This window comes from Natronococcus sp. A-GB7, assembly GCF_029688865.1.
Taxonomy (GTDB): Archaea; Halobacteriota; Halobacteria; order Halobacteriales; family Natrialbaceae; genus Natronococcus.
The window spans coordinates 43,203-66,731 of sequence record NZ_JARUKV010000022.1; the positions used below are offsets into that span (position 1 = coordinate 43,203).

General features: G+C 64.3%; 24 protein-coding genes. 12 read left to right on the forward strand and 12 right to left on the reverse strand.

Features of this window, described 5'->3' with window-relative positions:
• Positions 1-7: 7 nt before the first annotated feature.
• Complete coding sequence (locus QA609_RS18015) at positions 8-793, forward strand: enoyl-CoA hydratase/isomerase family protein (RefSeq protein WP_278304003.1); 786 nt, start codon at positions 8-10, stop codon at positions 791-793.
• The gene (locus QA609_RS18020; protein WP_278304004.1) at positions 790-1,986 is read left to right on the forward strand and encodes a CoA transferase; all 1,197 of its coding nucleotides are present in this window, start codon (positions 790-792) and stop codon (positions 1,984-1,986) included. The genes QA609_RS18015 and QA609_RS18020 overlap by 4 nt, the downstream gene beginning before the upstream one ends.
• A 65-nt stretch (positions 1,987-2,051) precedes the next feature.
• Here QA609_RS18020 and QA609_RS18025 read toward each other — a convergent pair whose 3' ends face one another.
• The 3 genes from QA609_RS18025 to QA609_RS18035 form a co-directional block, all read right to left on the reverse strand.
• Positions 2,052-3,662 (reverse strand): thiamine pyrophosphate-requiring protein, encoded by a 1,611-nt coding sequence (locus tag QA609_RS18025; RefSeq protein ID WP_278304005.1) that lies wholly within the window; start codon positions 3,660-3,662, stop codon positions 2,052-2,054.
• A 205-nt stretch (positions 3,663-3,867) separates the two neighbouring features.
• Positions 3,868-5,118 (reverse strand): CaiB/BaiF CoA-transferase family protein, encoded by a 1,251-nt coding sequence (locus QA609_RS18030; RefSeq protein WP_278304006.1) that lies wholly within the window; start codon positions 5,116-5,118, stop codon positions 3,868-3,870.
• 42 nt (positions 5,119-5,160) lie between these two features.
• Complete coding sequence (locus QA609_RS18035) at positions 5,161-6,396, reverse strand: MFS transporter (protein WP_278304007.1); 1,236 nt, start codon at positions 6,394-6,396, stop codon at positions 5,161-5,163.
• Positions 6,397-6,911: 515 nt separating this feature from the next.
• Between QA609_RS18035 and QA609_RS18040 the strand changes: the two genes are divergently transcribed.
• Positions 6,912-7,679: an IclR family transcriptional regulator gene (locus QA609_RS18040; protein ID WP_278304008.1), complete on the forward strand. Its 768-nt coding sequence runs from the start codon at positions 6,912-6,914 to the stop codon at positions 7,677-7,679.
• Between the two features lie 23 nt (positions 7,680-7,702).
• Here QA609_RS18040 and QA609_RS18045 read toward each other — a convergent pair whose 3' ends face one another.
• Together QA609_RS18045 and QA609_RS18050 are read right to left on the reverse strand one after the other, a co-directional pair.
• On the reverse strand, positions 7,703-8,050 hold the full coding sequence (locus tag QA609_RS18045) for a hypothetical protein (protein WP_278304009.1): 348 nt from the start codon (positions 8,048-8,050) through the stop codon (positions 7,703-7,705).
• Positions 8,047-9,165, reverse strand: coding sequence for a thiolase family protein (locus QA609_RS18050; RefSeq protein ID WP_278304010.1), 1,119 nt, complete (start codon positions 9,163-9,165; stop codon positions 8,047-8,049). Before QA609_RS18050 ends, QA609_RS18045 begins: the two co-directional genes overlap by 4 nt.
• Positions 9,166-10,204: 1,039 nt before the next feature.
• Between QA609_RS18050 and QA609_RS18055 the strand changes: the two genes are divergently transcribed.
• Both QA609_RS18055 and QA609_RS18060 read left to right on the forward strand, forming a co-directional pair.
• On the forward strand, positions 10,205-10,399 hold the full coding sequence (locus QA609_RS18055) for a DUF4177 domain-containing protein (RefSeq protein ID WP_278304011.1): 195 nt from the start codon (positions 10,205-10,207) through the stop codon (positions 10,397-10,399).
• Between the two features lie 9 nt (positions 10,400-10,408).
• Positions 10,409-11,410: a hypothetical protein gene (locus tag QA609_RS18060; protein ID WP_278304012.1), complete on the forward strand. Its 1,002-nt coding sequence runs from the start codon at positions 10,409-10,411 to the stop codon at positions 11,408-11,410.
• 32 nt (positions 11,411-11,442) lie between these two features.
• Here the strand turns inward: QA609_RS18060 and QA609_RS18065 are convergent, their stop codons facing one another.
• A complete protein-coding gene (locus QA609_RS18065; protein WP_278304013.1) occupies positions 11,443-11,796 on the reverse strand; it encodes a hypothetical protein in 354 nt (117 codons plus the stop codon).
• Positions 11,797-12,175: 379 nt separating this feature from the next.
• Between QA609_RS18065 and QA609_RS18070 the strand changes: the two genes are divergently transcribed.
• Both QA609_RS18070 and QA609_RS18075 read left to right on the forward strand, forming a co-directional pair.
• Positions 12,176-13,372, forward strand: coding sequence for an MBL fold metallo-hydrolase (locus QA609_RS18070; RefSeq protein WP_278304047.1), 1,197 nt, complete (start codon positions 12,176-12,178; stop codon positions 13,370-13,372).
• Positions 13,372-13,650 (forward strand): DUF3006 family protein, encoded by a 279-nt coding sequence (locus QA609_RS18075; RefSeq protein ID WP_278304014.1) that lies wholly within the window; start codon positions 13,372-13,374, stop codon positions 13,648-13,650. Before QA609_RS18070 ends, QA609_RS18075 begins: the two co-directional genes overlap by 1 nt.
• Positions 13,651-13,978: 328 nt before the next feature.
• Here the strand turns inward: QA609_RS18075 and QA609_RS18080 are convergent, their stop codons facing one another.
• The 3 genes from QA609_RS18080 to QA609_RS18090 form a co-directional block, all read right to left on the reverse strand.
• Positions 13,979-14,569 (reverse strand): NAD(P)H-dependent oxidoreductase, encoded by a 591-nt coding sequence (locus QA609_RS18080; RefSeq protein WP_278304015.1) that lies wholly within the window; start codon positions 14,567-14,569, stop codon positions 13,979-13,981.
• A gap of 62 nt (positions 14,570-14,631) precedes the next feature.
• Positions 14,632-15,027 carry a DoxX family protein gene (locus QA609_RS18085; RefSeq protein ID WP_278304016.1) on the reverse strand — a complete coding sequence of 132 codons (396 nt, stop codon included), beginning with the start codon at positions 15,025-15,027 and terminating at the stop codon, positions 14,632-14,634.
• A gap of 2 nt (positions 15,028-15,029) precedes the next feature.
• Positions 15,030-16,076, reverse strand: a complete 1,047-nt coding sequence (locus QA609_RS18090; protein ID WP_278304017.1) for a sialidase family protein — start codon at positions 16,074-16,076, stop codon at positions 15,030-15,032.
• Between the two features lie 134 nt (positions 16,077-16,210).
• Here QA609_RS18090 and QA609_RS18095 point away from each other — a divergent pair, with 134 nt between their 5' ends.
• The 3 genes from QA609_RS18095 (at position 16,211) to QA609_RS18105 (ending at position 18,328) form a co-directional block, all read left to right on the forward strand.
• Positions 16,211-17,212, forward strand: coding sequence for a TatD family hydrolase (locus tag QA609_RS18095; RefSeq protein WP_278304018.1), 1,002 nt, complete (start codon positions 16,211-16,213; stop codon positions 17,210-17,212).
• Positions 17,213-17,381: 169 nt separating this feature from the next.
• Positions 17,382-17,819, forward strand: coding sequence for a DUF6653 family protein (locus tag QA609_RS18100; protein ID WP_278304019.1), 438 nt, complete (start codon positions 17,382-17,384; stop codon positions 17,817-17,819).
• Between the two features lie 38 nt (positions 17,820-17,857).
• The gene (locus QA609_RS18105; protein WP_278304020.1) at positions 17,858-18,328 is read left to right on the forward strand and encodes a nucleotidyltransferase domain-containing protein; all 471 of its coding nucleotides are present in this window, start codon (positions 17,858-17,860) and stop codon (positions 18,326-18,328) included.
• Between the two features lie 211 nt (positions 18,329-18,539).
• On the opposite strand, the gene QA609_RS18110 is transcribed toward QA609_RS18105, so the two are convergent.
• Both QA609_RS18110 and QA609_RS18115 read right to left on the reverse strand, forming a co-directional pair.
• The gene (locus tag QA609_RS18110) at positions 18,540-19,427 is read right to left on the reverse strand and encodes a fumarylacetoacetate hydrolase family protein (RefSeq protein WP_278304021.1); all 888 of its coding nucleotides are present in this window, start codon (positions 19,425-19,427) and stop codon (positions 18,540-18,542) included.
• A gap of 23 nt (positions 19,428-19,450) precedes the next feature.
• Positions 19,451-20,809, reverse strand: a complete 1,359-nt coding sequence (locus QA609_RS18115) for an amidohydrolase family protein (RefSeq protein WP_278304022.1) — start codon at positions 20,807-20,809, stop codon at positions 19,451-19,453.
• Between the two features lie 101 nt (positions 20,810-20,910).
• Between QA609_RS18115 and QA609_RS18120 the strand changes: the two genes are divergently transcribed.
• Both QA609_RS18120 and QA609_RS18125 read left to right on the forward strand, forming a co-directional pair.
• Positions 20,911-21,543 carry a TetR/AcrR family transcriptional regulator gene (locus QA609_RS18120; protein ID WP_278304023.1) on the forward strand — a complete coding sequence of 211 codons (633 nt, stop codon included), beginning with the start codon at positions 20,911-20,913 and terminating at the stop codon, positions 21,541-21,543.
• 97 nt (positions 21,544-21,640) lie between these two features.
• Positions 21,641-22,777, forward strand: a complete 1,137-nt coding sequence (locus QA609_RS18125) for a hypothetical protein (protein WP_278304024.1) — start codon at positions 21,641-21,643, stop codon at positions 22,775-22,777.
• A gap of 154 nt (positions 22,778-22,931) precedes the next feature.
• Here the strand turns inward: QA609_RS18125 and lrp are convergent, their stop codons facing one another.
• Entirely contained in the window at positions 22,932-23,396 is a 465-nt protein-coding gene (gene lrp, locus QA609_RS18130; RefSeq protein WP_005557383.1) for an HTH-type transcriptional regulator Lrp, read from the reverse strand.
• Positions 23,397-23,529 lie beyond the last annotated feature (133 nt).

The window sequence follows — 23,529 nt, forward strand, 5'->3', positions numbered from 1 at the left end:
GGGTGGTATGGTTAGCTACAGCGCCTACGAAAGTATCACCCTCGACGTCGACAACGGAGTGGCGACGATCGAGTTTCACCGCCCCGAGGTCTACAACGCGCTCAACAACGAGGTCATGCTCGACCTCAGCCGCGCGTTCGACGAGATCCAGCTGAACCGCGACATCGACGTCGTCGTGATCACCGGCGAGGGCGAGGACGCGTTCTCCGCGGGCGCGGATATCTCCCAGTACGCCGGAACCGCAGACGAGCACGATCCGCTCCAGCGGGACCGCCAGGAGCTGTTCTACGAGATGTACCAGAAACCGTACGACTGCCACGCGCCGGTGATCGCGAAGATCAACGGCTACTGCGTCGGCGGCGGGCTGATCTTCGCGATGTACTGCGATCTGCGGATCGCCGTCGACGACGCGAAGTTCGGCGTCCCGACGGCGAACATCGGTCAGATACCCACCGGCGGCTCGACCTGGCGGGCGGTCGAGCTGGTCGGCGAGGCGAAGGCGAAGGAGCTCGTCTACACCGCGGGGATGATCGACGCCGACGAGGCCGAGCGGATCGGGCTGGTCAACCACGCCGTCCCGCGCGAAGAGTTAGACGAGACCGTCGACGGGATCGTCGACGGAATCCAGGACACCGGTCGCGGGGCGGTCAAGAACTCCAAACGCGCGATCAACGGCGCGGTACGTGCGGGGAGCCTCGCGGGGGCACGTGAACAGGAGGCCGAGATCTGGTGGGAGCAGTTCGCCACCGACGAACGCCGCGAGCTGGTCGACGAGTTCAACGAGGGCCAATGACCGAAGGACCGCTTTCCGGCGTCTCGGTCGTCGAGATGACCGGCCACCGCGCGGGGCCGTTCTGTGGCGCGTTGCTCGCCGACATGGGCGCAGACGTCGTGAAGATCGAACGACCGGGCGTCGGCGATCCCGCCCGGTCCCAGGGGATCGGTCCCGACGGTAAGTCGGGGTACTTCATGGCGAACAACCGCAACAAGCGCTCGGTCACGCTCGATCTCAAGACCGACGCGGGAACGGAAGCAGCCCGGGAGCTGATCGCCAGCGCGGACGTCTTCGTCGAGAACTTCGGCTACGGCGTCACCGACAAGCTCGGCATCGGCTACGACGAGATCAGCGACCGCAACCCCGGGATCGTCTACGCGAGCATCAAGGGGTACGGCGAGACCGGTCCCAAGCGAGAGCAGCCGGGACTCGACCTCATCCTCCAGGCCGAGGGCGGGATCATGAGCGTCACCGGGCCCGAGGGCGGCGAGCCCGTCAAGGTCGGCCAGGCCATCGGCGACCTCACTACGGGGATGTTCGCCGCGATGGGCGTCCTCGCACGACTCTACGAGCGCGAACACGTCGGGGATTCCGACGCGTTCGTCGGCAAGTTCGACGTCGGTCTGTTCGACTCGATCGTCACCCTGCTCAACGAGTATCTCACCGAGTACTCGATGGACGGTTCCGTTCCCGGCCCGCAGGGCGTAACCCACCAGACGTTGGTGCCCTACCAGCGCTTCGAGACCGCCGACGGCGCCATCGTCACCGGCGTCCCCAGCGACGACCGCTGGGACGACTTCGTCGATCTCGTCGGGGTGGAGGAACTCGGAGAGTACCCGACCAACGACGACCGCCAGGACAACGCCGAGCGCGTAACGGAGCTGATCCAGGCCGCTCTCGAGGAACGCTCCACCGAACACTGGCTCGAGCAGCTGACGGACGCGAACTTCCCCTGCGGTCCGATCAACGACGTGGCCGACGTCGTCGCGGACGAGCAGACGAGCGCCCGGAACCTCGTCGTCGACCACGAAGACCCCGACTGGGGTGAGTGCCTGCTTCCGGGCCACCCCATCAACTATCCCGACTACGACGCCGTCGTGCGCACGCCGGCGCCGCGGCTCGGTGAGCACACCGAAGAGGTGTTCGACGAGGTCGCGGGCGACCAGACGACCCTCGAGCAGTGGAGCGAGGACGGCGCGTTCGGCAACTAACGCGCTCGGCCGTTCTTTCGGATACAACAGCGAAAGCCGATAGAAGAGCGTTCGGCGGTGCCGTTCTACTCGAGGTCCGGCCGCGAGAGCTCGGTCTCCTTCGAGGTGACGATCTCGAGCAGCGCGGGCGTACCGGACTCGGTCTGTTCGATGGCACGCTCGATGGCCGGTCCGACCTCGTCCGGATCCTCGACGCGTTCGCCGTAGCCGCCAAGCGCCTCGCCGACGTCGGCGAAGTCGCCGGAGAACGGCGTGTCGTAGGAAGCCATCTCGTAGTTGTTCAGGTGGATCGTCAGGATCGGGATGTCCTCGCGGGCGGCCGTCTCGAAGTCCAGCCCGGTCATTCCGATCGCGCCGTCACCCATGAGGTTGATGCAGTGCTTGTCGGGGTGAAGCAGCTTCGCGCCCAGTGCGAGCCCGAGTCCGTAGCCGAGTTGGGTCGTCTTCCCCCAGCCGATGTACGACAGCGGCTCGGTCGACTCCCAGAACGGTGCCAGGAAGTCCCGCGGGTTGCCGGCGTCGTGGGTGATGATCGTGTCCTCGGCGTCGAGGACCTCCGTGAGCTCGTGGATCACGCGGTAGGGGTTGATCGGCGTCTCCTCCGACGTGAGCTTCGGCCGCCACTCGTCGAGCCACGCCTCCCGTGCGTCCTCGATCTCGCTGACGACGTCGTCGAAGCGGTCGCGGGAGTCGCCGACCTGTGCACCGACGGAGTCGACCAGCGCGTCGAGGGTCAGCTTGGCGTCGCCGACCAGCGAGTAGTCGGATTCGACGTCCTTGTCGATGTCCGTCGAGTCGAGCGTCGAGTGGACGATCGTCGGCCCCTCGGGGACGGTGACGCCGTAGGCGGTCTCGGTGAAGCTACAGCCGACACCGAAGAGCACGTCGGTCTCCCGCATGAAGTGGGCGAGCTGTCCCGGTTCGCTCTTGCTGGCGGCACCCAGCGACAGCGGGTGGTCCTCCGGGAACGCGCTCTTCCCGTTGAGGCTGGTCGCGACGGGTGCCTCGAGCGTCTCGGCCAGCTCCCGTAGCTCGTCCCACGCCTCGGCGTAGTGGACGCCCTGGCCGGCGAAGATGACGGGGTTCTCGGCCTCGAGCAGGACGTCCGCGATCTCGTCGACGCCGTCCGGGTCGGGACCGGACCGGTTCGACGACGTGGGCTGATACTCGAGGTCCTCCGAGAGGTCGGTGTAGAAGACGTCCTTGGGGACCTCGACGACGGCCGGACGCGGACGACCGTTCCGGGCCGCGCTGAACGCGCGGCGCATCGTCTCGCCGACGGCGTCGGGGTTCGTCAGTTGCTCGCAGGACTTGCTGACGTGCTGGTAGTTGACCAGCGAGCTGAACTTGGGATCGACGTCGGTCTTGGCTTCGTCATAGCCGGCGGGGATTGCGACGATCGGGGCCGACTCGCCGTAGGCCTGGGCGACACCGCCGAAGGAGTTCTCCGTGCCGGGACCGTGCTGGCACGCGAACGCGCCGACCCGGTCGCCGGAACTCAGCCGACCGATGGCGTCGGCCATGTGGACGGCGGTCCGTTCCTGTCGGGTGATGATCGTCCGGATCCCCTCCGCTTCGGCCGCACCGGTGTCGAAAAGCGGGTTGCTCGGGAATCCGAACAGGTACTCTACTCCTTCCTCTTTCAGGGTACGCGCGATCGCTTGATTGACATCCATAGTGTTTGCTCCAGGTAGGGCTACCTACTCCTACTCCCGAGCACTATCATAAATCCTTCGACGCCTGCAGTCGGTTTCGGCCGAATGCGGAGCTATCGCTCCGAAAACTCGCCGTCTCGCTCGGGACGCGAGCCGACCGCCGACACCCCGTCCGACCCGACAGCGGTACCGCTCCCGAAGGGTCAGCACCCTCCGTGCGGCGGAGCTAACCCGACAACGCTCCCTTCCGTCGAAGTTCCTCGATCTCCGCCTCGGAGTAGCCAAGCGCCCGGACGACGGCCTCGGTGTCCTCGCCGAGCAGCGGCGGCGCCTCGTCGAACCCGCTCTCGGACTCGGCGTAGTTCAACGGGTGCTCGAGGATCGGGATCTCGCCGGCCGCGGGGTGAGAGAGGCTGTCGACCGCGCCGCGCGCGTTGACCTGTTCGTTGTCCAGCGCCTCGTCGACGCTGTAGACCGGTCCGACCGGCAGGCCGGCGTCGTCGGCGAGGCGTTCGACCCACTCGTCGGTCGAACGCTCGGTGAGCGTTTCGGCGAGTTCCTCCTCGAGGGCGTCCATGTTCTCGACCCTATCGGCGTTGGACTCGAAGCGGGGATCCGAGGCGAGGTCCTCGCGGCCGATCTCCGCACAGAACTGCTCCCACAGCTTCTGGTTTCCGCAGGCGACGTTCAGGTAGCCGTCGGCCGTCGGATAGCTCTGGTAGGGCGCGAGGACGGGATCCTTCGTTCCCATCCTGGTCGGCTCGTCGCCGACGAACGCCTTCGCGGCCTGTTTCGTCAACCAGGGCAGCGCCGCGTCGAGCATCCCGAGTTCGACGCGTTCGCCCTCACCGGTTCGCTCGCGCCGGTAGAGCGCGTTGACGATCCCGAACGCGGACCACATCGCGGTGATCAGATCCGTCTGCGGGAGGCCGACCTTGACGGGGTCGCCGCCCTCGGGCCCGGTGACGCTCATCATCCCGCTCATCCCCTGGATCAGCAGATCGTAGCCGGGACGGTCGCTCCAGGGCCCCGAGTCGCCGAACGCGGAGATCGAACAGTAGACGAGTTCGGGGTGGTCCTCGGAGAGTTCGTCGTAGCCGAGGCCGAGCCGTTCGGCCGTTCCCGGCCTGAAGTTCTCGACGACGACGTCGGCTTCGTCGATCAGCTCCCGACAGATCTCGTACCCCTCCTCGGATTTGAGGTTCAGTTCGACGCTCTTCTTGTCGTAGTTGACCGTCCAGAAGTACGGTGACTCGCCGTGTTCGGACGCCGCCCGTCCCTCCCCCTCGTAGTCGGAGATATCGACGAACGGCGGTCCCGAGTGACGGCTGTCGTCGCCTACCTCCGGCCGTTCGATCTTGATCACCTCAGCGCCCTGGTTCGCGAGCATCAGCGTCGCGAACCCGCCGGTTACGAACGTCGTCAGATCGACTACGGTGATATCATCGAGGATCCCACGGCTAGCTCTGGCTCCCATACACCAAGCATGCGAGAATACCGTATTAAATCTTGTCGTTAGTTACTCATTCCCACTGTACAGCGTAAACAAGACGAGGACGATCCCCGCGCCGACGAGCGCGAGTGCACCGAGCGTTCCGAGAAGGATCGTCTCGCTCGCGTAGGTGAGCAGGGAGCCGGCGAGTGCGGCACCCGCCGCGCCGAAGCCGAACATCCCGAGGTAGGCGTAGCCGTAGGAGAGGCCATGGACGTCGGCGGCCGCGTACTCGGCGATCACCACCTGGTAGATCGGCGCCGTCGCATAGAGGAAAAAGCCGAGTGCGGCACAGACGAGCAGGAACGGAGCGAGCCCCCAGCCGACGGAGGGGATGAAGACGAACGCGAGCACGCCGAGTGCGAACAGCGTCGAGAAGAACGCGTACTCCGTCCGAACGTGGTCGGTGACCCGACCGCCGGCGTACTGCCCCAGAATGCCGATCATCAGGATCCCCGTGTAGATGTACTGTGCGGGCTCGGCCTCCTGGCCAAATATTTCGTAGGTGCCGAACTGCGGCAGTCCCCCGATCATGTCGGGCAGGAACGTGAGCAGGCCGCGATAGTAGATTCCGTAGATCATGATCGCAGCGAACGTGAGCAGGAACCCGGTCGTGAGCAGCAGCTTCGAGTCGTCGACGATCGACTGAAGATCCATCGACGACCCGTCGTCGTCGGTGTCGTCAGTTCCCCCGTCAGCTGCGGTCGCGGCGTTCTCGTTGAACTCGATCAGCGAGCCGAACGCGACGACGGCGACGGCCGGGACGGTGAGCGCGACGACGACGAGCCGCCAGTCGAAAAAGAGGAGCAGTGACGCGGTCAACAACGGGCCGAACGCGGTCCCGATGTTGCCGCCGACGCCGTGGTAGGCGAACACTGTTCCGCGATTTTTCGCGCCACGGCTGATCAGCGACAGACCGGCGGGGTGGTAGACGCTCGCGGCGACGCCCCAGATGACGATTGCTACCATCAGCACGTAGACGTTCGGGGCGAGCGCGAGGAGGAAGAAGCCGCCGCCCATCCCGACCACCGATGCGACGATCAGCCGACGCGAGCCGTAGATGTCCGAGAGCAGTCCGCTCGGGATCGCACCGACGCCGATGAGGCCGTAACCGATACTGACGACGATTCCGAGGACGAACGGCGAGACGTCGAAGACGTCCAACCAGATGACGATAAAGATGGGGATACTCAACTCGTAGGTGTGAAAGATGCCGTGTGCGAGCATCGTAAACCCCGTAATCGAGCGATCGTTCTCATCCATCGCCGTTCACCACTTCCTTCCAGCGAGAGGACGAACCTGGCATGACATAACGGAGCGTGTCGGATCTACTTAACCGATTCCCTGTGGCGTTCGCTCTCGAGCAGGGCGTACTGGCGTAGTCTGTCCCAATTATTCGGATAGGCCGGAAGAAGGCTCGGAGCAGCTGTATGGAGGGTGTGACGACGGTTATATAGATATCAAACGCCAATATAGCATCCGAGCAACCGGGATACAGACGGAGAACGCCAGAGAGTGCCGAACGAGGCCACTTCACACGTCCGACCGCTGACCCCCCGATACGATTACGAAAGTACGGATGTAATTCCGTAGTACAGCCCCGATCTCGGATGATAATATATGGGAGTTATCTCGGAAGACGGCCGAAACGAGAGTCCCTATTCACGAAGCAAGCATCGCTAATCCCGTTCCGTAGGATCTGGAGGGAGACCGGTCCTGGAGACCCATCTCCGCAAAGAAAGGCATAATTTATAATGTCCCGGTCCCCAGGATCGAGTATGGCAAACAAACCCAAATCGGGGGCACGCACGACCGAGACCTCCATACGGATCATCGACGCGCTCCGGAAGCTGGGGGAGGCGACGATCCACGAACTATCCGAACATCTCGGACTCGCTCCGAGCACCGTACATCGTCACCTCGTTACGCTCCGCGAGCACAGCTACGTGGTGTGTACGGACGGGCGCTACCGGATCGGGTTCCAGTTTCTCACCATCGGCGGTCACGCCCAGCGGACGACGACCGCGTACCCGATGATCAAACAGAAGGTCGACGCGCTCGCGGCGGAGACCGGAGAGCGCGCCCAGTTTATCGTCGAAGAACACGGCGAGCGAGTCTATCTGTACACCGAGGTCGGCCAGAGCGCGGTGCAGACCGGCGCCCACATCGGAAAGCGCGGCCCGCTTCACACGAGTGCCGCGGGAAAGGCGATCCTCGCGAACATGCCCACAGACCGCGTCGACGAAATCGTCGCGACCCACGGGCTACAGGGCGTGAGCGAGAACACCATCACGACGCGTGCGGAACTCGAGGAGGAGTGCGAACGGATCCGAGAGCGCGGGTACGCCTTCAACAGGCAGGAAACGACGGAGGGGGTTCACGCGGTCGGCGCGGCGGTGACGGACGCCGACGACGAGGTGATCGGCGCGCTGAGCGTCTCCGGACCCGCCCACCGCGTCAAGGGAGCGCAGCTCACCGACGAGCTTCCGGAGCGGGTGCTCGGTGCAGTCAACGAACTCGAACTCCACATCGCTCACTCGATCTAGCCGTTAGCCGTCGGTCACCGGTCTCACTGTTTGCCCGAACTCGTCGGCGTCTCTCGACCCCGCTCGGTTCCGACGGGAACGATCCGGGGCGGCGACTCCGCCCCGTCGGTCGGCTCGAGGACGACCGAGTCGCCCGCCTCGAGGCCATCCTCGAGGCGAGCGATGATACTCGCGTCGCCGTCGAAGGAAGCGAGGCCGAGCCGGTTCGGGGCACTAACGCCGTCGGGCGTGACGTGGACCGCCGTCACCGCTTGCACGGTCCCAACGCCCGAGTCGCGAGTCCGTAGTTCGTCGGCGCCGCAGTCGAGACAGCGGCGTTTCTCGTAGAAGGTTCGCCGACCGCAGTCCGGACACTCGAGGACGCGCGTCATCCGCTCGCCTCCACGATCGTACAGACGCTGTTGTTCCCGAACCCGGCGACGTTGATAGCGAGTCCGTACCGTGGAGAATCGACCGCACGGTCGTTCGGAACGTCGCCCCGAAGCTGCCAGACGAGTTCGACGAGTTGGGAGATCCCCGTGGCGCCCAGCGGATGGCCCCGGGCTTTCAGCCCGCCACCCGGGTTGACCGTCAGGTCTCCGTCGCCGTCGATCTCGGTCCGTCCCTCCCGCGTTAGTTTCCACGCCTCGCCCCGATCGGCGAGTCCGAGTTCCTCCATCTCGAGCCACTCGAGGATGGTGAAGGCGTCGTGGATACACGCGATGTCGATCTCGTCGGGGCTCGTCCCCGCCGCGTCGTAGGCCGCTCGCCCGGCGGCCGCGGCGCTCTCGATCCGTAGCGGATCGGCCCGATCCGCGACGGCGTGGACGCCGACGGCGCTCTCGCAGGCCGTGACCGACACGTCCGCGTCCGCCGCCGTGACGACCACCGCGGCGGCTCCGTCCGAGGTCGGACAGCAGTCGTAGAGGCGAAGCGGCGTCGCGACCTTCGGCGAGTCGAGAACGTCCGCGATCGTGACGTCGCTCTCGAACTGCGCGTACGGGTTTCGACGGGCGTTCGCGTGGTTCTTTACCGCAACCCGTGCGAGGTCGCGCCGAGTCGCGTCGTAGGTCTCGAGGTACCGTGCGGCCGCGAGACCCGCGAACGAGGGGAGGGTGATCCCCTGATCGTACTCCTGGCTGTGCGTGATCCGGCTGATGATCTCCGTCGAGACCGACGTGTCGGCGACGGACATCTTCTCGCCGCCGACGGCCAGTGCGACCTCGGCTCGCCCCGCCCGAACGGTGTCGACCGCGTCGAGCACCGCACTCGCCCCCGTCGCGCTGGTGTTTTCGATTCGACGTGCGGACGCCCGACTGAGGCCGAGACTGGCGGTCAACGCGTTCGCCAGCCCGGAGGTGTTGTTGAACGCTTCCGCAGCCATGTTCCCGACGTGGACCGAGTCGACGGCGTCCGGTTCGATGTCGGCGTCCTCGAGCGCCCGTTCCGCGGCGGTTTCCAGCAACTCGGCGATCGATCGGTCGTCGGAACTCGCAAACGTCGTCATTCCGACGCCAGGAATCCCGAAACTGGCCGGTGATACCTCTGGCCGACCCGGCAGAGAGCTATGACTTTCCATCTCGCTGCATGAGATAACAAACCACACCGACTTATAGATGTCGTTGCGAACGCCCGAAAACGGGACGAACGCCCGCCATCGTCCCGAATTCGGTAGCGCTCGGCTCCCGGGGGTAGCGTCAGCTTCCCAACCCCGTTTCCGGTGAAGTACCCGTTCAGCCGGGTTTCCTGTTCGGTCGGTCGGGATTAGACCCGCGATCGCTGGCTCGAGTAGCGTAGCAGTCCCTCCGCGGGCGATCAGACGCGGCCTCGCAGTCACACCTGCGTTCGCGGAAACTGTTCGTATCGGTCGAGAGTCGTTTCCGTCGATACCGGGGTTCCACTCTTTCCCGAAGGAAGACTAATTTATACATTCTGTTATCTTCTATTACAGATGGGGTTGTGTTGTAATCACTATACTATAGCGTGCGACACTCGAGTCAGTCCCGATCAGTTGCCGGTAGCCGCTCCCTCGTTGGTCCCCTGCTCGAGATGTTTCGGGTTCGAATCCGAGCCGTCGAATCGGGTTCTGGGCCCCGATATCGCCTAGTTCGCTTCTGTCGCACGTGAGATCACGATCGAACTGCTCCGCACTCGCAGGTGAACGATCGTGCTCGCATCCCGTCTGTGATCGAGTTGAGACGAGAGTCAGTATAGCAACCGTTCGAAAATCCAACCAAACTGTAACCTGTTAATATAATAATATAGTTATGTTTGGCGTGGCTTTCTAACCGGTTCGAGTTCCAACGAAATCGGGCAGTCCGCGTCGAGTGTCGTTGGCCTCCGCGACGAGGGAAAAAACGGCTCGGCCGCACCGAGAACGAACCCGACGACGAGGCGGACGAGAGTACGATGGTGACGAGGACGACGAGGAGAACGTGGACGAGACGGACGACGGAGAGAGCGTGCTCCGAGTGATCCGCTCGGAGGGTAGCGTCTGCCCGACAGCAAGGGAAAGAATAAGGACGGATACACGACTCTGATACGGGATGAGCAGCGATCGGGATACACGCTGGGAGTACAAGGCCATCGAGCCGCCGACGGAGTTGACGAAGCGCGAATCCGCGAACCCCGAGGAGCGGTTGAACGAACTGGGCGCCGACGGCTGGCGGCTCGTCGAGACGGTTTCCTACGACGGCGGCGGTACGAAGTTCCTGCTGTTCGAACGGCGGCTCGAGGACTGATCGCTACCGATGAGGGATCTGACGACCGCCAACACGATGCGCGAACGGGCCGCCGAGAACCGCTACAAGCTCTGGGTGCTCCTCAATGCGAACCGATGGCTCCTCACCGGGATGCTGGCGGCGGGCGTGTTCTCGCTGTTGATGCTCTGGGGCGTCTCGAGTTCGCAGTCGATCCGCGCGGTGATGGCCTCGGAGGACTGGGTGAAGATGACGTTTCAGGCGCTGATCGGCGCCCTCATCACCGGGACGACGCTCGTGGTCTCGATCAACCAACTGGTCCTCTCCCAGGAGATCGGTCCGCTGGGCAGCCAGCGAAAGCGGATGGATCTCGCGATGGATTTCTACCAGAACACCGACGAGCTACTGGACTTTCCGAGTCCCGCGAACCCGGCGCTGTTTCTCAAGGAGCTCATCGACGCGACCAGCGATCGGGCTCGGCGGTTCGAGCGGACCGTGCAACGCAGCGACGACGAGGATCTCCGCGCACAGACCGCGGAGTACGTCGACGACCTCCTCGAGAACGCGTCCGTGGCCGGAGAGGGACTGGACGGTACCGACTTCGGCTCCTACGACGTGATGAACTCGGCGCTGAACTACAACTACGACCGGAAGATGTACGATCTCCGCTGGCTGTTGGCCGAGTACGAGGGCCAACTCTCTGAGGAACAACGCGAAGCGGGGGTTCAGACGCTCGAGGCGCTGACGATGTACGGACCGGCGAGAGAGTACATCAAGACGCTGTACTTCCAGTGGTCGCTCGTCAAGCTTTCCCAGGGGATCCTCTACCTGGCCGTCCTCGCGCTCGTCGTCGCCGGCGGGATGCTGTTGTTCGTCGACGAGGGGACGATGATCGGATCGCTGTTCGGCGTCGACAACCTGCTGTGGATCGTCGCCCTCGCGTACACGATCTGCGTGCTGCCGTTCCTGCTGTTCGTCTCCTACATCCTCCGCCTGGCGACGATCGCGAAGCGAACGTCGGCGATGGGCCCCCTGGTCCTCCGGGGCGACTGAGATCGTTCGTCGAACCCCCAATCGCTTCGCCGTCAGTCTCCCGCTCGAGCGTCCGACAGCTGGCACCGAACGCAGCGGTCGCCGGGGAAGCAAGCGCCGTTCTCGTACGGACAGTCCGATTCGTCGACGTCGACGGAGAGCTCGCGTTTCGCGTCCTCCCACGCGGTTTCCCAAACTTCGATATCCATCTCCGCGGAGGTGAAGACGACGTTCTCGTCGCGATCGACGATCTTCGCGGCCGCTACCGAGTTTCGGTGGTCTTTCACCGCGTCGACCGCGTCGGCGTACGAGTTACACCGGATCGTCCTCGTTTCGTCGCCGTCGTTCAGCAGGCGAACGGTTACGGAGCCATCGACCTCCTCGGTCGGTTCCAGTCCTCCCGTCATACTGCCGGAGTCGAGTTGCCGACACAAAAGGGTGCCCTCGGGGTCCGACGAACTCGGCGTTCGGGTCCGACCTCGCCCGGCGTGTAAGCAATCCAAAGAGCCATCCGATACTTTCCCGTCACTGAACGGTATGGTCACCGCCAGATCGGTCGCCCAGTGGGGGCTGGGCGTGCTCGTCGCACTCTTTGCGCTCACCGCGCTCTCCGCGATAGAACTCTCGGCGCTTTCGATACTACAGGGAGTACTCGCTGCCCTCCTGTTTCTCGGCGCTGCGGCGCTCATCGTTCCACGAACGCGGGCCGCGATCGTCGGACGGACCGATCGCTCCCTCTCGTCGGGCGTCCTCGCCGTTCTCGTCGTGGTTGCGGTTCTGACCGGGATGCTCGTCACGCCGCTCGACGCCGACGACGAACCCCCGGTCGACGCCGACGCCGAGGACCTCGAGGCCGCCGATACCGACGGCCAGGCGGACGACGGCGGAACGCAGGCCGACGAGACGAACGACGCGGACGGCGAGGTGGAGTCAGACGACGGTGAAGCGGACGAACCCGATAGCGAGCCGGGGTCAGCGGGAACGGACATCGACGACGGCGGGAGCGGAGCGGGAGATGCCGACGACGGCTCGAGCGACGAGTCGGGAGCAACTAGCGCGAACGGCGACTCGGAGACCGAACGGACGACCGACGTCGACGGTGAACTCGAGATCCACCACATCGATGTCGGCCAGGCCGATTCGACGCTGCTCGTGACTCCCGACGGCGAGACGGTGCTGATCGACACCGGCGACTGGCGCCAGGACGGCTCGGACGTTATCGCCTATCTCGAATCGCAGGGCGTCGATCGGGTCGATCACCTCGTGGCGACCCACGCCCACGCCGATCATATCGGCGGTCACGCCGCCGTGATCGAGCACTTCGAAACCGACGGTGACGGCATCGGAGCCGCCTACGACTCGGGCGTCGCCCACGACTCCGCGACCTACGAGAACTACCTCGACGCGATCGAGGCACACGACGTCGATCTCTTCGAGGTCGAGGAGGGCGACGAACTGCCGATCGACGGGCTGGAGGCGACCGTGCTGAACCCGTCCGCGGACGAATCCGGCGACGACCTCCACTACAACAGCGTCTCGGTCGCGTTCGAGTTCGGCAAGTTTACCTACCTGACGACGGGCGACGCCGAAGCCGACGCCGAACAGCGGATGGTCGAAGAACACGGCGGCACGCTCGAGGCCGACGCGTACCAGGCCGGTCACCACGGCTCGTCGACGTCGTCGAACGGGCCGTTCATGGACGCGGTCGACCCGGAGATCGCCGTCATCTCGAGCGCCTACGACAGCCAGTACGGCCATCCACACGAGGCGGTACTCGAAGACTACGCCGAGCGGGGAATCGAAACCTACTGGACGGGGGTCCACGGCGACGTCGTGGTGACGACCGACGGCGCCGCCGTGAGCGCCGAGACCGAACGGGAGTTCTCGACCGACGCGGCTGACCTCCGGGAGGAACGACCCGACGAGCAGGCCCGCGTCGCTACACCACAGGTTGATACGGCTACGGCCGGTGTATCCGGGTAATGACCGCCGACGGCTCGTTCACCTGCGTCGTCGATCGCATCGTCGACGGGACGACGGCCGTCGTGCTCCTCGAGGAGGACGACGACGTCGTCGACCAGCTCGATCTCGACCTCGAGACGCTCCCGGAGGAGTGTCGACACGAGGGGGCGCTGTTCGACGCCGACGTCTCCGACGAAGCTCTGGTCGACATCGAGTACCGACCCGAACGCGAGCGGGAGCGACGGGAGCGACTTCAAGAGAAGTTCGATCGGCTCTCGAAGCGACTGGACGAACGGTAGGCAGGCGACTGTTCGACGCCGTACGGTTCGCGACCGCGATCACGGTCGGCCGAACGGCGGTCTTCGACTGCGTTCGGATCGTCGATTCGAAAACGGGGACGGCCGTTTGACGGTCGGCTCCTCGTTCAGTCCGCGCTGTGGGCCGGAATGGATCCACACTCCGGACAGCCGACGTGTTTCGTCGTTCTGTAGTCGAGCGCAGCACTGCATCGGGTGCACTTGTATTGGGTTTCAGTCATCGAGCGCTGGTAATCCGCTCGAGCATATATACCTTGTGCGACGTCTATAACGGTTGATTCGGCAGATACTGGAGCTCCTCACCTCACGGTCAGCCGGCACGTTCGTCGGCGCCGACGTTTTCCCGACTCTCGAACGACTCGGGATCGGGCTCGATGTTGGCGAACTGGACCGCTCGCGTCCCGAGCGTCTCGACGCGCTGGCGAATATCGTCGTCGACGAGTTCGCGCCCCTCGAACCGGCGATGGGCGTTCGGCACCGCCGCCTGATGGGGCAACACCCAGGCGTCGAGGGCCCGGCAGACGACCCGCAGGTGGTCGAGCGCCCCGATGGGGAAGCTCCCGCCGGAGACCGCGAGCAGCCCGACGGTCTTGTTCTCGAACTCGTCGAACCCGCAGTAGTCGAGCGCGGTCTTCAGCACCGAGGAGTACGACCCGTGATACATCGGCGTTCCCAGGAGGATGGCGTCCGCTTCCCGAACGCGCCGGGCGAGCTCCGGCGTGTCGCCGGCCTCGTCGTCGTCGGCGTCGAACAGCGGGATCTCGAGTTCCCGGAGATCGATCAGTTCGGTGCTCGCGCCGGCGGCTGCGGCAGCGTCCAGGGCGTGTTGCAAGGCGGGGCGGGTGTAGCTCTCTTCGCGGAGGCTTCCGGCGATTGCGACGACGCGAGTGTTCTCGTCCATAGGACACGTTCGGCAGTGTGGGTTAAAATCACTCTCCCGGACGCGGCGGCCCGGTCGGTCCGCTACTCGTTCGTCGCTACGGGATCTTCGCTCGCGGCCTCGAGCAGGAGAATCGCCCCGCCGAGGAGGGCGACGTTCTTACAGAAGTTGATCTTGTTCGCCTGGCGCTCCTCGCCCTCCATCGTCCAGAAGTCGTGGATCCCCGGCGTCGTCCCGAGGAAGAAGACGATCACCGCGCCGGCGGACGCTCGAGGGTACTTCCAGAGGACGATACCCAGATTGGCGACGAGGAGCATCCCGGTGACGAACGGGACCAGCCGATCCGCGGCAGGGACCCCCTTCTCGCGGGCGATCTCGACGCGTTTCTCGTTGCTCCGGAAGCCGTCGACGGCCATGTACGCGAGCGTCGCCCCGTACAGCAGCCGGCCCAGTCTCGAGGGCGGAGACGAATCGGCCATCCTCAGATCGCCTCCATTCGGCTGACGTTCGCGCCGAGTCGTCCGACCGTCTCGTACGCCCCGTTCTCGTCGCGTCGCATAAGTCGGCCCTCGACGTCGTCTCGCTGGTCGGGGACGTCGAACAGCCCGGAACCACAGAGGACGTCGCCGTCGTGGACGGTCCACGTTTCGATCACCTCGTGGGGTTCGCCGGGGAACGGCACTCGCTCGAAGTCGCGACCGAAGTTCGTCGACTCGAACAGCGCGACCTCGTGTTCGTCCTCGACCCACGCCGGCGGCGCCTCCTCGCCGCCACAGAAGAACAGCCGTCCGTCGTGAACGAAGACGCATCTGATGTAAGAAAAGTCGTTACCCTCGTCGAGCCGGGTCCAGGAGCCGCCCGCGTCGGTCGTCCGGTAGAGCCCGCCGACGCCGACCGCGTGGCCCAGACCGAGGTTCTCGAGGTCGTGGTCCAGATACCCGGTCGTCGCGAGCCAGACGTCTTCCGAGATCGGCAGCACCTGGTGGACGTCGTCGATGATCGTCTCCCGGCGGTCGAGCCAGGTCTGACCGCCGTCGTTGCTCAGGTGGATCCCACCAGCTTCGACGCCAGCGATGAGTCGTTCCGGACGACCGGGGACGGCCTCGAGCGCCCGCAGTCGCGCGTAGTGGGGGTCGATCGGCGACTCCCAGTGACCACGGGAGGGCAGTTCGCGAAACCCCTTCAGCTCCGCCCACGTCTCGCCGTCGTCGACCGAGCGGTAGATGTAGGGATCGTTCGTCCCCGCGTAGAGCGCCCCGTCCGCAGTTGCGAGGATCGACCACACCTCGCTCTCGCCGGCGTGCCAGAAGCGGTCGCCGAGGGGGACCTCGAGGTCCTCCCAGGTTCGGCCGCCGTCCCTTGAGCGGTACGCCCCCGTCGACGACGCGACGAAGGCGCCGTCGGCGTGATCCCACGTCTTGACCGCCGTGACGACCCCGCAGTCGAGCACCCGCTCCGCTTCGTCCCGATCGAAGGGGATCCCGTCGACCCGGTAGAGGCCGTCGTCCGTCCCGATCAGCAGCGTCATGTGTGTCACGTTACTTCGACACATAATAAAGTTTTACCAGCCTGTAAAACGCTAAGTGCTCGGGCCGACGATAGGTACCCGTCGTGACGACAACGGCCTCGCTCACACCGTTTGCGGTACACCCCACCTGACCCATGCCACCGACACACTCGACGAAACGGCCGACCGACGCAGCGCACCTCGACGACCACCCGGAGCTGCCGACTGAGCTCCTCAACCTGCCCTGGATCGACGTCCACAACCACGCCCACACGCTCTCGTGGGACGATCGCGAGCGGTACGCGCTCTCCGGCTGCGAGTCGATGGTGATGGTCGCCTCGGGCTACCACTGGACGCCCTACAAACCGGTCAGGACCGACGACGTTCGGTTCCTCTGGGACGACGCGATCAACCGCCGCGCGGCGATCGAGCGAAACCACTTCTTCGAGGCTAACCACGGACTGGGGATCCACACGGGCGTCCGCATCGAGGATCCCGACGAGGCCCTCGAGGCGATGGCCGACTACTGCACCCTCGAGGAGGTCGTCGCGATCGGCGAAACAGGCGTCACCCCCTCGCAACACGTCAGCAGCTGGGATCTCGACGAGCAGCGCGCGATCGTCCAGGCCCAGATGGAACTCGCCGATACCCACGACCTGCCGGTGCTTCTCCACACGCCGAACACCTCGAGCGACTCGGGTCGGTCGTACCGGGACGGGATCGGGACGCCGGGCTACGAGAAGAACCCCGGCCTGGGACAGGAGCCGGTGATCGACGCCGAGAATCCGGCGCTCGAGGCGGTGAAGATCGACGTCGAGGCAGCCCGAGACGCGGGCTTGGACGAGGAGCGGGTCGTCGCCTCCCACGCGGACGGGAACAACACCGAGTACCTCATGGAGGAGACCGACTGCTACCTGAGCTACACCATCGGCCACTCGTGGCTGATCGGCGTCACCGCGGCGGACGTCGCCGACGCGATCGACGAGTACGGCCCCGAGCGGATCATGGTCGACACCGACTGTGCGAACGTCCTGCGGACGGATCCGTTCGCGCTAAAGCGGGCCATCTTCGAACTCTATCGCTACGGGATCGACGAGGACGCGATTCGGCAGGTCGTGCTGGAGAACCCCCGCGACGTGTTCGACATCGGTCAGTGATCTTCGCAAAGAGAATCGACGACGTTTACGAGTAGTTGGTACTACGATTTCGATATTCGGTCTCGGTGCCGAATCTGAGGCCGCTGATTCGCTACGTAGAGATGCTTGCTGAACGCTGTGGCGGAATGTTAATATGACGGTAGTACCTCTCACTTCCGAGATAGTCGATATGCTCAAAGAGTCGACGGCGATAGAGAATATGTGGGCCAGACACTCCAACCCGAAGAGCGGGTGGAGTCGAATGGCAGCAGCGTTTGTGGCCGTGGGCGCACTCTACCATCGGCAATGGAAGTTATTGGGGCTCACTCTCCTGTTCTTACTCATCAATCCGGTGTTATTCCGCGAACCAAGTGAAGAGTTGGATGACTGGATGTACAAAGTCGTACGTGCTGAAGAACGCTGGACTAATGACGGGCACCGCCTCATCGGTCTCGGCTATCCACAGATCCTAAACACCGTGAGTATCCCCATCGGGCTCTATAGCCTCTACGCGGCGTACAAACGCAAGCCCGTCTCAACGTTGGTTTTCACACTCGCATCACAAGGGCTCAACCAATGGTGTTTGAAGGAGATTATCGAGTACTACGAAGAAGTCGATTCGCAGTAAGAATAGATCCTATATTGATCCTCCGCTCAGAACAATACGTGCTTGACCTGTACGTACCGTTTCACCAGATAGCCGCAGAGAGGATATATGCCCTATTTCATAGCCTCGGGATCCGGCTGGCGATCCCGTTTGGATCTCACGCGAGCGGAGAAACCCATTTTCGAAGTGACGTCGATCTCGTGGTCGAACTCGAAGACGCCCAACCGACCGATCCGGAGTACAACGAACGCTTCTTCGGGCAGAGTGCCGATCTCAGCGAGACACTCGAGACTAACGAGATAGATCTCGTGGATCTCCAGAGAGCCTCTCCGGAGCTGGTAGCGACGATTTTGATCACGGAATACTCCTCGTGGGTAATGCGGATCATGCAACTGCCCTTCGAGACCAGCTGGCGGAGACGGTCCCCTCAGTCACCGCGTGAACGGTTCGATGCGGCACTAACCAGAATCGACGAACACCTGAACGGATCTGCCGTGACAGCAACGGACGGCGAGACGCACGACGAATGACGGACGAACCCTTCCCACCGGATCGCCTCGACAGGATCCTGAACGCTGTCGAGACGATTGAGGTCAGCCTGGGTGTCCTTGCTGCGCGGCAACTACGACGCGAATCTTCGGATCAACTCGAGAAATCGTCTCACTGCTCCGCGAACTGACTGATTCACCATCCGTTGCTGCTCGAGGAAAACTGAAGCGAAGGTCGTGTTACTGACTACTGCTAGTCGAACGCGCAGGTGTTCGTCAGTTCGCCGAGCCCCTCGACGCCGATCGTCACCTCGTCGCCGTCCTCGAGCAACACCGGCGGCTCCCGGTAGACGCCGACGCCCGGCGGCGTGCCGGTGAAGATGAGGTCGCCCGGCTTGAGCGTAAACGCCTGGCTACAGAACGACACCAGCTCGTCGATACCGAAGATGAGGTTCGCGGTCGTCGACTCCTGGAGTCGCTCGCCGTTGACCTCGGCCTGGATCTCGAGGTCGTGTGGGTCGTCGACTTCGTCAGCCGTGACGAGTTCGGGTCCGATCGGTGCGAAGCCGTCGAGGCTCTTGCCGCGGACCCACTGGCCGTCGCCGTGTTGAAGATCGCGAGCCGAGACGTCGTTGCCGACGAGGTAGCCGGCGACGTGCTCGAGGACCTCGTCCTCGTCGACGCGCCGGGCTTCCGTCCCGATGACGGCGACGAGTTCGGCCTCGTAGTCGACCTTCTCGGTGAGGTCGGGATCCCAGCTGATCGTGCTTCCGGGACCGGTCACGGTCGTCGGGAACTTCGAGAAGAGGACGGGTTCGTCCGGAATCGGGTTGTCGCCCTCCTCGGCGTGGTCCCGGTAGTTGAGTCCGACGCAGACCACCTTCTGCGGATTCCGTACAGGTGCGTGTCGCTCGAGGTCGTCGTGCTCGTAGACGCCGGTTCCCGTCTCCAGAGCGTGCTCGACGGCCAGTTCGGCCTTCCGCTGCCACTCCCAGCCGGCCAGCAGTTCGGTGCTCCGTCGGGGCAGGTCGACGCCGGCGGCGGCGCCCGCCTCGGCGAGGTTGACGACCGTTGTGTCATCTATTCTGGCGCCGCACCAGGGCTGTGCTCCGTCCGTCGTCGTGTACTGTCCGAGTCGCATATGGGTGAATTGGTGAGGGTGGGTTACTCGAGGTCGACGCCGGCCTCGTCGAGCAGCCGTTCGCCCGAGGCGACGAAGCGGTCGAACTCCTCCTCGACGAGCGGGTTTCGCAGTTCGCCGTCGCGTTTGACCGGTTCGCCGTCGACGAGGACGGTGTCGATGTGAGACGGGTCGGACTGGAAGACGACGGTCTGGATCGGGTCGTGACACGGCGCGGTCATGAAGTCGTCCGTACGGATCATGACGATGTCCGCGCGCTTGCCGGGCGTGAGCGAGCCGATCTCGTCCTCCATGTTCAGCGCCCGCGCGCCCTCGATGGTGGCCATCTCGAGGGTCTCTCGGGCGGTGGTCTGGACCTCGGTGACCTCCGCGTCGCCCTCGAGGATCGCCTGGTTTTCGAACATCCGCTGGACCTGCAAGCCGATCCGCATCTGCGTCGCCATATCGCCGCTGATGTCCGAGCAGACGTCGACGCCCCACGCCGGCCGGCCGCCGGCCTCGAGAACCTTTCCGGTGACGGGGATGCCGTGGCCCATCTGCATCTCGACCTCCGGCGTCGCCGAGAAGGAGACACCCTGCTCGACAGCGTGGTCGACGTCCTCCTGAGCGAAGTGGTTCCCGTGGGCGACGTTGACGTCCGGTCCGAGCATGTCTTCGATCGCACCGAAGCCCTGATAGTCGTCGCCGTAGACCGACGAGGGCCAGCACGCGGCGCCCATGTGGAGCGTGGCGACGACGCCGAGTTCGCGGGCCAGTTCCAGATCGGCGCGGGCGGCCTCGTCGGTACAGAAGTCCGGCCCCCGGAGCCCGAGCGCGAGCTCGAGCAGGTCGTCGTCGCGGATGTTCTCGTCGTAGAACTCGCGGATCTCCCGTTCGGGGAGGGTGACGTCGCTGTCGAACCACCATTTCGCCGCGTCGTCGCCCGGCGGTCCGTAGGTGTACACCGCGCGCAGTCCGGTATCCTGCAGCGCGTCGACGGCCCGTTCGGCGTGCTCGATCGAGTTGGGGTACGACCAGTCCAGGGCCGTAGTCGTCCCCGTGTAGAGCTTCTCGAAGGCGCCGAAGAGGCCGCCGAGGTACATGTCCTCGGGCTGGTAGAGGCCGGCGATGTTGCCGAGCATGTGATCGAAGTAGTCGCCCATGAGCGACCAGTCCCCGGCGATACCCCGTACCTGGGTCTGAGCGAGGTGGATGTGTGAGTCGACGAACCCCGGCAGGACGATGTGGTCGCTGGCGTCGATCTCCTCGGCGTTCGACGCGCTCAGCCCGCGTCCGATCTCGACGATCTCGCCGTCCTCGATCAGCACGTCGGCCTCCTCGAGTTCGCCGATCTCGGGATCGAGCGAGACCACGGTGCCGTCTCGGATGAGTGTTGCTGTCATGCTCGGTCTGACAGACTGACCGCGAGGACAAAAGTTTACCGTCTGGTAAACTTCTATCGTCGGAGCAATCGAACTATATATCGTTCGAACGGAGTAATCGTATGAGCGAGTCCGACGGGAGCGCCTCCGACAAGGATACCGAGGAGGTGATCATGGAGGCAACGTTCCGTGCGCTACGCGAGCACGGGTATGCGGATCTCAGGATGCGCCACATCGGTGACGAGATGGAGCTGACCCGACAGGTGATCCACTACCACTTCGAGGGGAAGTACGATCTCATGGCCTCGTTTCTCGAGTACGTTATCGATCAGTACGAGGGAAGCGTCGACATCGCGCAGGACGCGGACCCGCGGACGGAGCTCGAGGCGAGGATCGATCAGTGTCTGTTCGGTCCCGAGTTCGGGGAGTTTACCCACTGGGACCGGATGAAGGTGTACCACGAGCTGTACACGTACGCCCAGAACGACGAGCAACACCGAGAGATCTTCAACGAGCACTACGAGCTGATTCGCGGCAGCATCGTCGAGGTCGTCGAGGACGGCATCGAGCAGGGCGTCTTCCGCGACGTCGACGCCGAGCGGATGGGCCAGCTCGTCACCGACGTGATCCACGCGGCTCGCGGACGGCGGATCTCGCTCGGCCACGACGACGCCCCCGACGAAGCGCGGCGGGCGATCCACGAGTTCGTCCTCGACCCACTGTGTCTCGACGCGGAGGCCGACCGGTACTCCTGATCTGTCACGCGTATCGCCGACGACGTCGAGTTCACGAGCGACGCTCCGAGCGTCGGTCTTTCGATACTGTTATTCCGTCGTTGGATAACAAACGTGTATGCGACGACGGACGCTACTCGGGGGCGCCGGGGCGACGCTCTCGATCGCGCTGGCGGGCTGTGGTGACGACGAAGCGTCTCCCGACCAGAGCGACGAGTCCGACGCCAACGACTCCGACGCCAATGACTCCGACACCGACGACTCCGGCAACGAAAGCGACGAACCGACCGACGACACCGACGACGAGCAGGTGTACGAGGACGACTCCATCGAGGGGGATATAACCCTCTCCGGAGACGTAAGCGAGTCGCTCTCGGCCCGGCGACATACGTACACGTGGGCCGACGAGCCGCCGACGGACCACTGCCACGTCCACGCCGAACTCGAGAACGAGGGTGACGAGGAGCCGACCCTCGACATGGAAGCGCGGATCTACGACGACGACGGTGTCGAGCTCTCGAGTACGCGCTACACCGACGAGACGGCCCCCGAGCCGGGGGACGCGGAGGTCTACTCGTTCTCGCTCAGCAACTGCGAGGAAACCGCCGCGTACGAAGTCGAGATCGGGGACGTCGAGACGGACGACGAGAGCGAGGACGTGGACGAGTTGGTGATCGACGACTTCGAGGAGTACGACCAGGGCCGTCTGGTCGGTCCGTGGACCCTCGACGGGGCCGGCGACGCCGACGTCTCCTCGAGCGCGGCTCTTCACGAGGACTCGAGTCAGGGGCTTCGACAGGACGGCGACTCGAACGTCCGCTCGTTCCCCGATCAGGGACTCCCGAACTACCCCGAGGACGGTCGCGAGGTCTCGGTACTCGTGCGTCCCGAGTCGGGTGCCTCCCAGCCCTGGATCCTCGTCGGGATGGAGGAGGACGTCTGGTCGACGCAGACACCCGGCTGGCGGCTCATCGTCGACCCGAGCGGCGAGATCCGTCTCGGTCGAGAGACCGGCAGCGGCGTCGAAATCCTCGAGGAGGACTCGACGGTCCCGAACCTGGCGGACGAGACCGTCGACTGTCGGTTCGTTTTCGACAGCTCCGAGGGCGTCGAGTTCCGGGTCCAGGATCTCGAGGGGACGACGCTCGGATCGGTACGCACGAGCGAGACGGACGGTATCGACGACGAGATGAGCATCGGGTTCCGTTCGACGAGCGGCGCCGACTGGGACTGGCTGCGGCTCGTCGACGAGTAACGATAACAGCGGGCGATCTCTACGGAGTCCTGGCGATCGCGATCCGCTCCTGCGGGATCGACGCCTCGAGTCGGTTCCGTCGCGCTCGAACCGCTGTGATCCACGTAGCCGCCTTCTTCGCCGCTTCGAGACTGGTGTCGATAGGAACGCCGAATCAGTCCTCGCGGTCCGCCTCGAGTTCGAACTGCTCGTTCTCGGCGACCTTGTTGAGAACGATGCTGGTGTTCGACTGTTTGATGTCGGGATCCGTAACCAGCGCCTTGATCTGGTCGTTCATGTCGTCGGTGTCCTTGAACTTCCCGATCGCGACGATGTCGTAGTCACCGGTGACCTCGTAGACGGACATCATCTGCTGGTGATCTCGCAGCGTCTCGGTGATCTCCGCGAGCGCGCTTCCCTCTGCTTTGAGCTGCATCACCGCGGTCACGTCGTAGCCGGCGGCGTCGTAGTCGACGATCGGTGTGTACCCCTCGATGACGCCCTCGTCCTCGAGATCCGACAGGTGGTTCGAGACCGTTGTCACGGAGACGTCGAGTTCTTCGGCGAGGCTCCGGAGGCTGGCGCGACCGTTTCCGAGCAGTTCGTTGACCAGATCAGTGTCCAGATGTTCGTAGGTCATTACTCCGAATATTTTTCTCCACATACTAGGATGTTACGAAAACTGAGTCGACGAATTCCGGAAAGAATCCAGCCGAGTTTATAAACGACGATTTGCACCTTCCGAAAACCGCTCGTCGACGAGTGCCCACGGT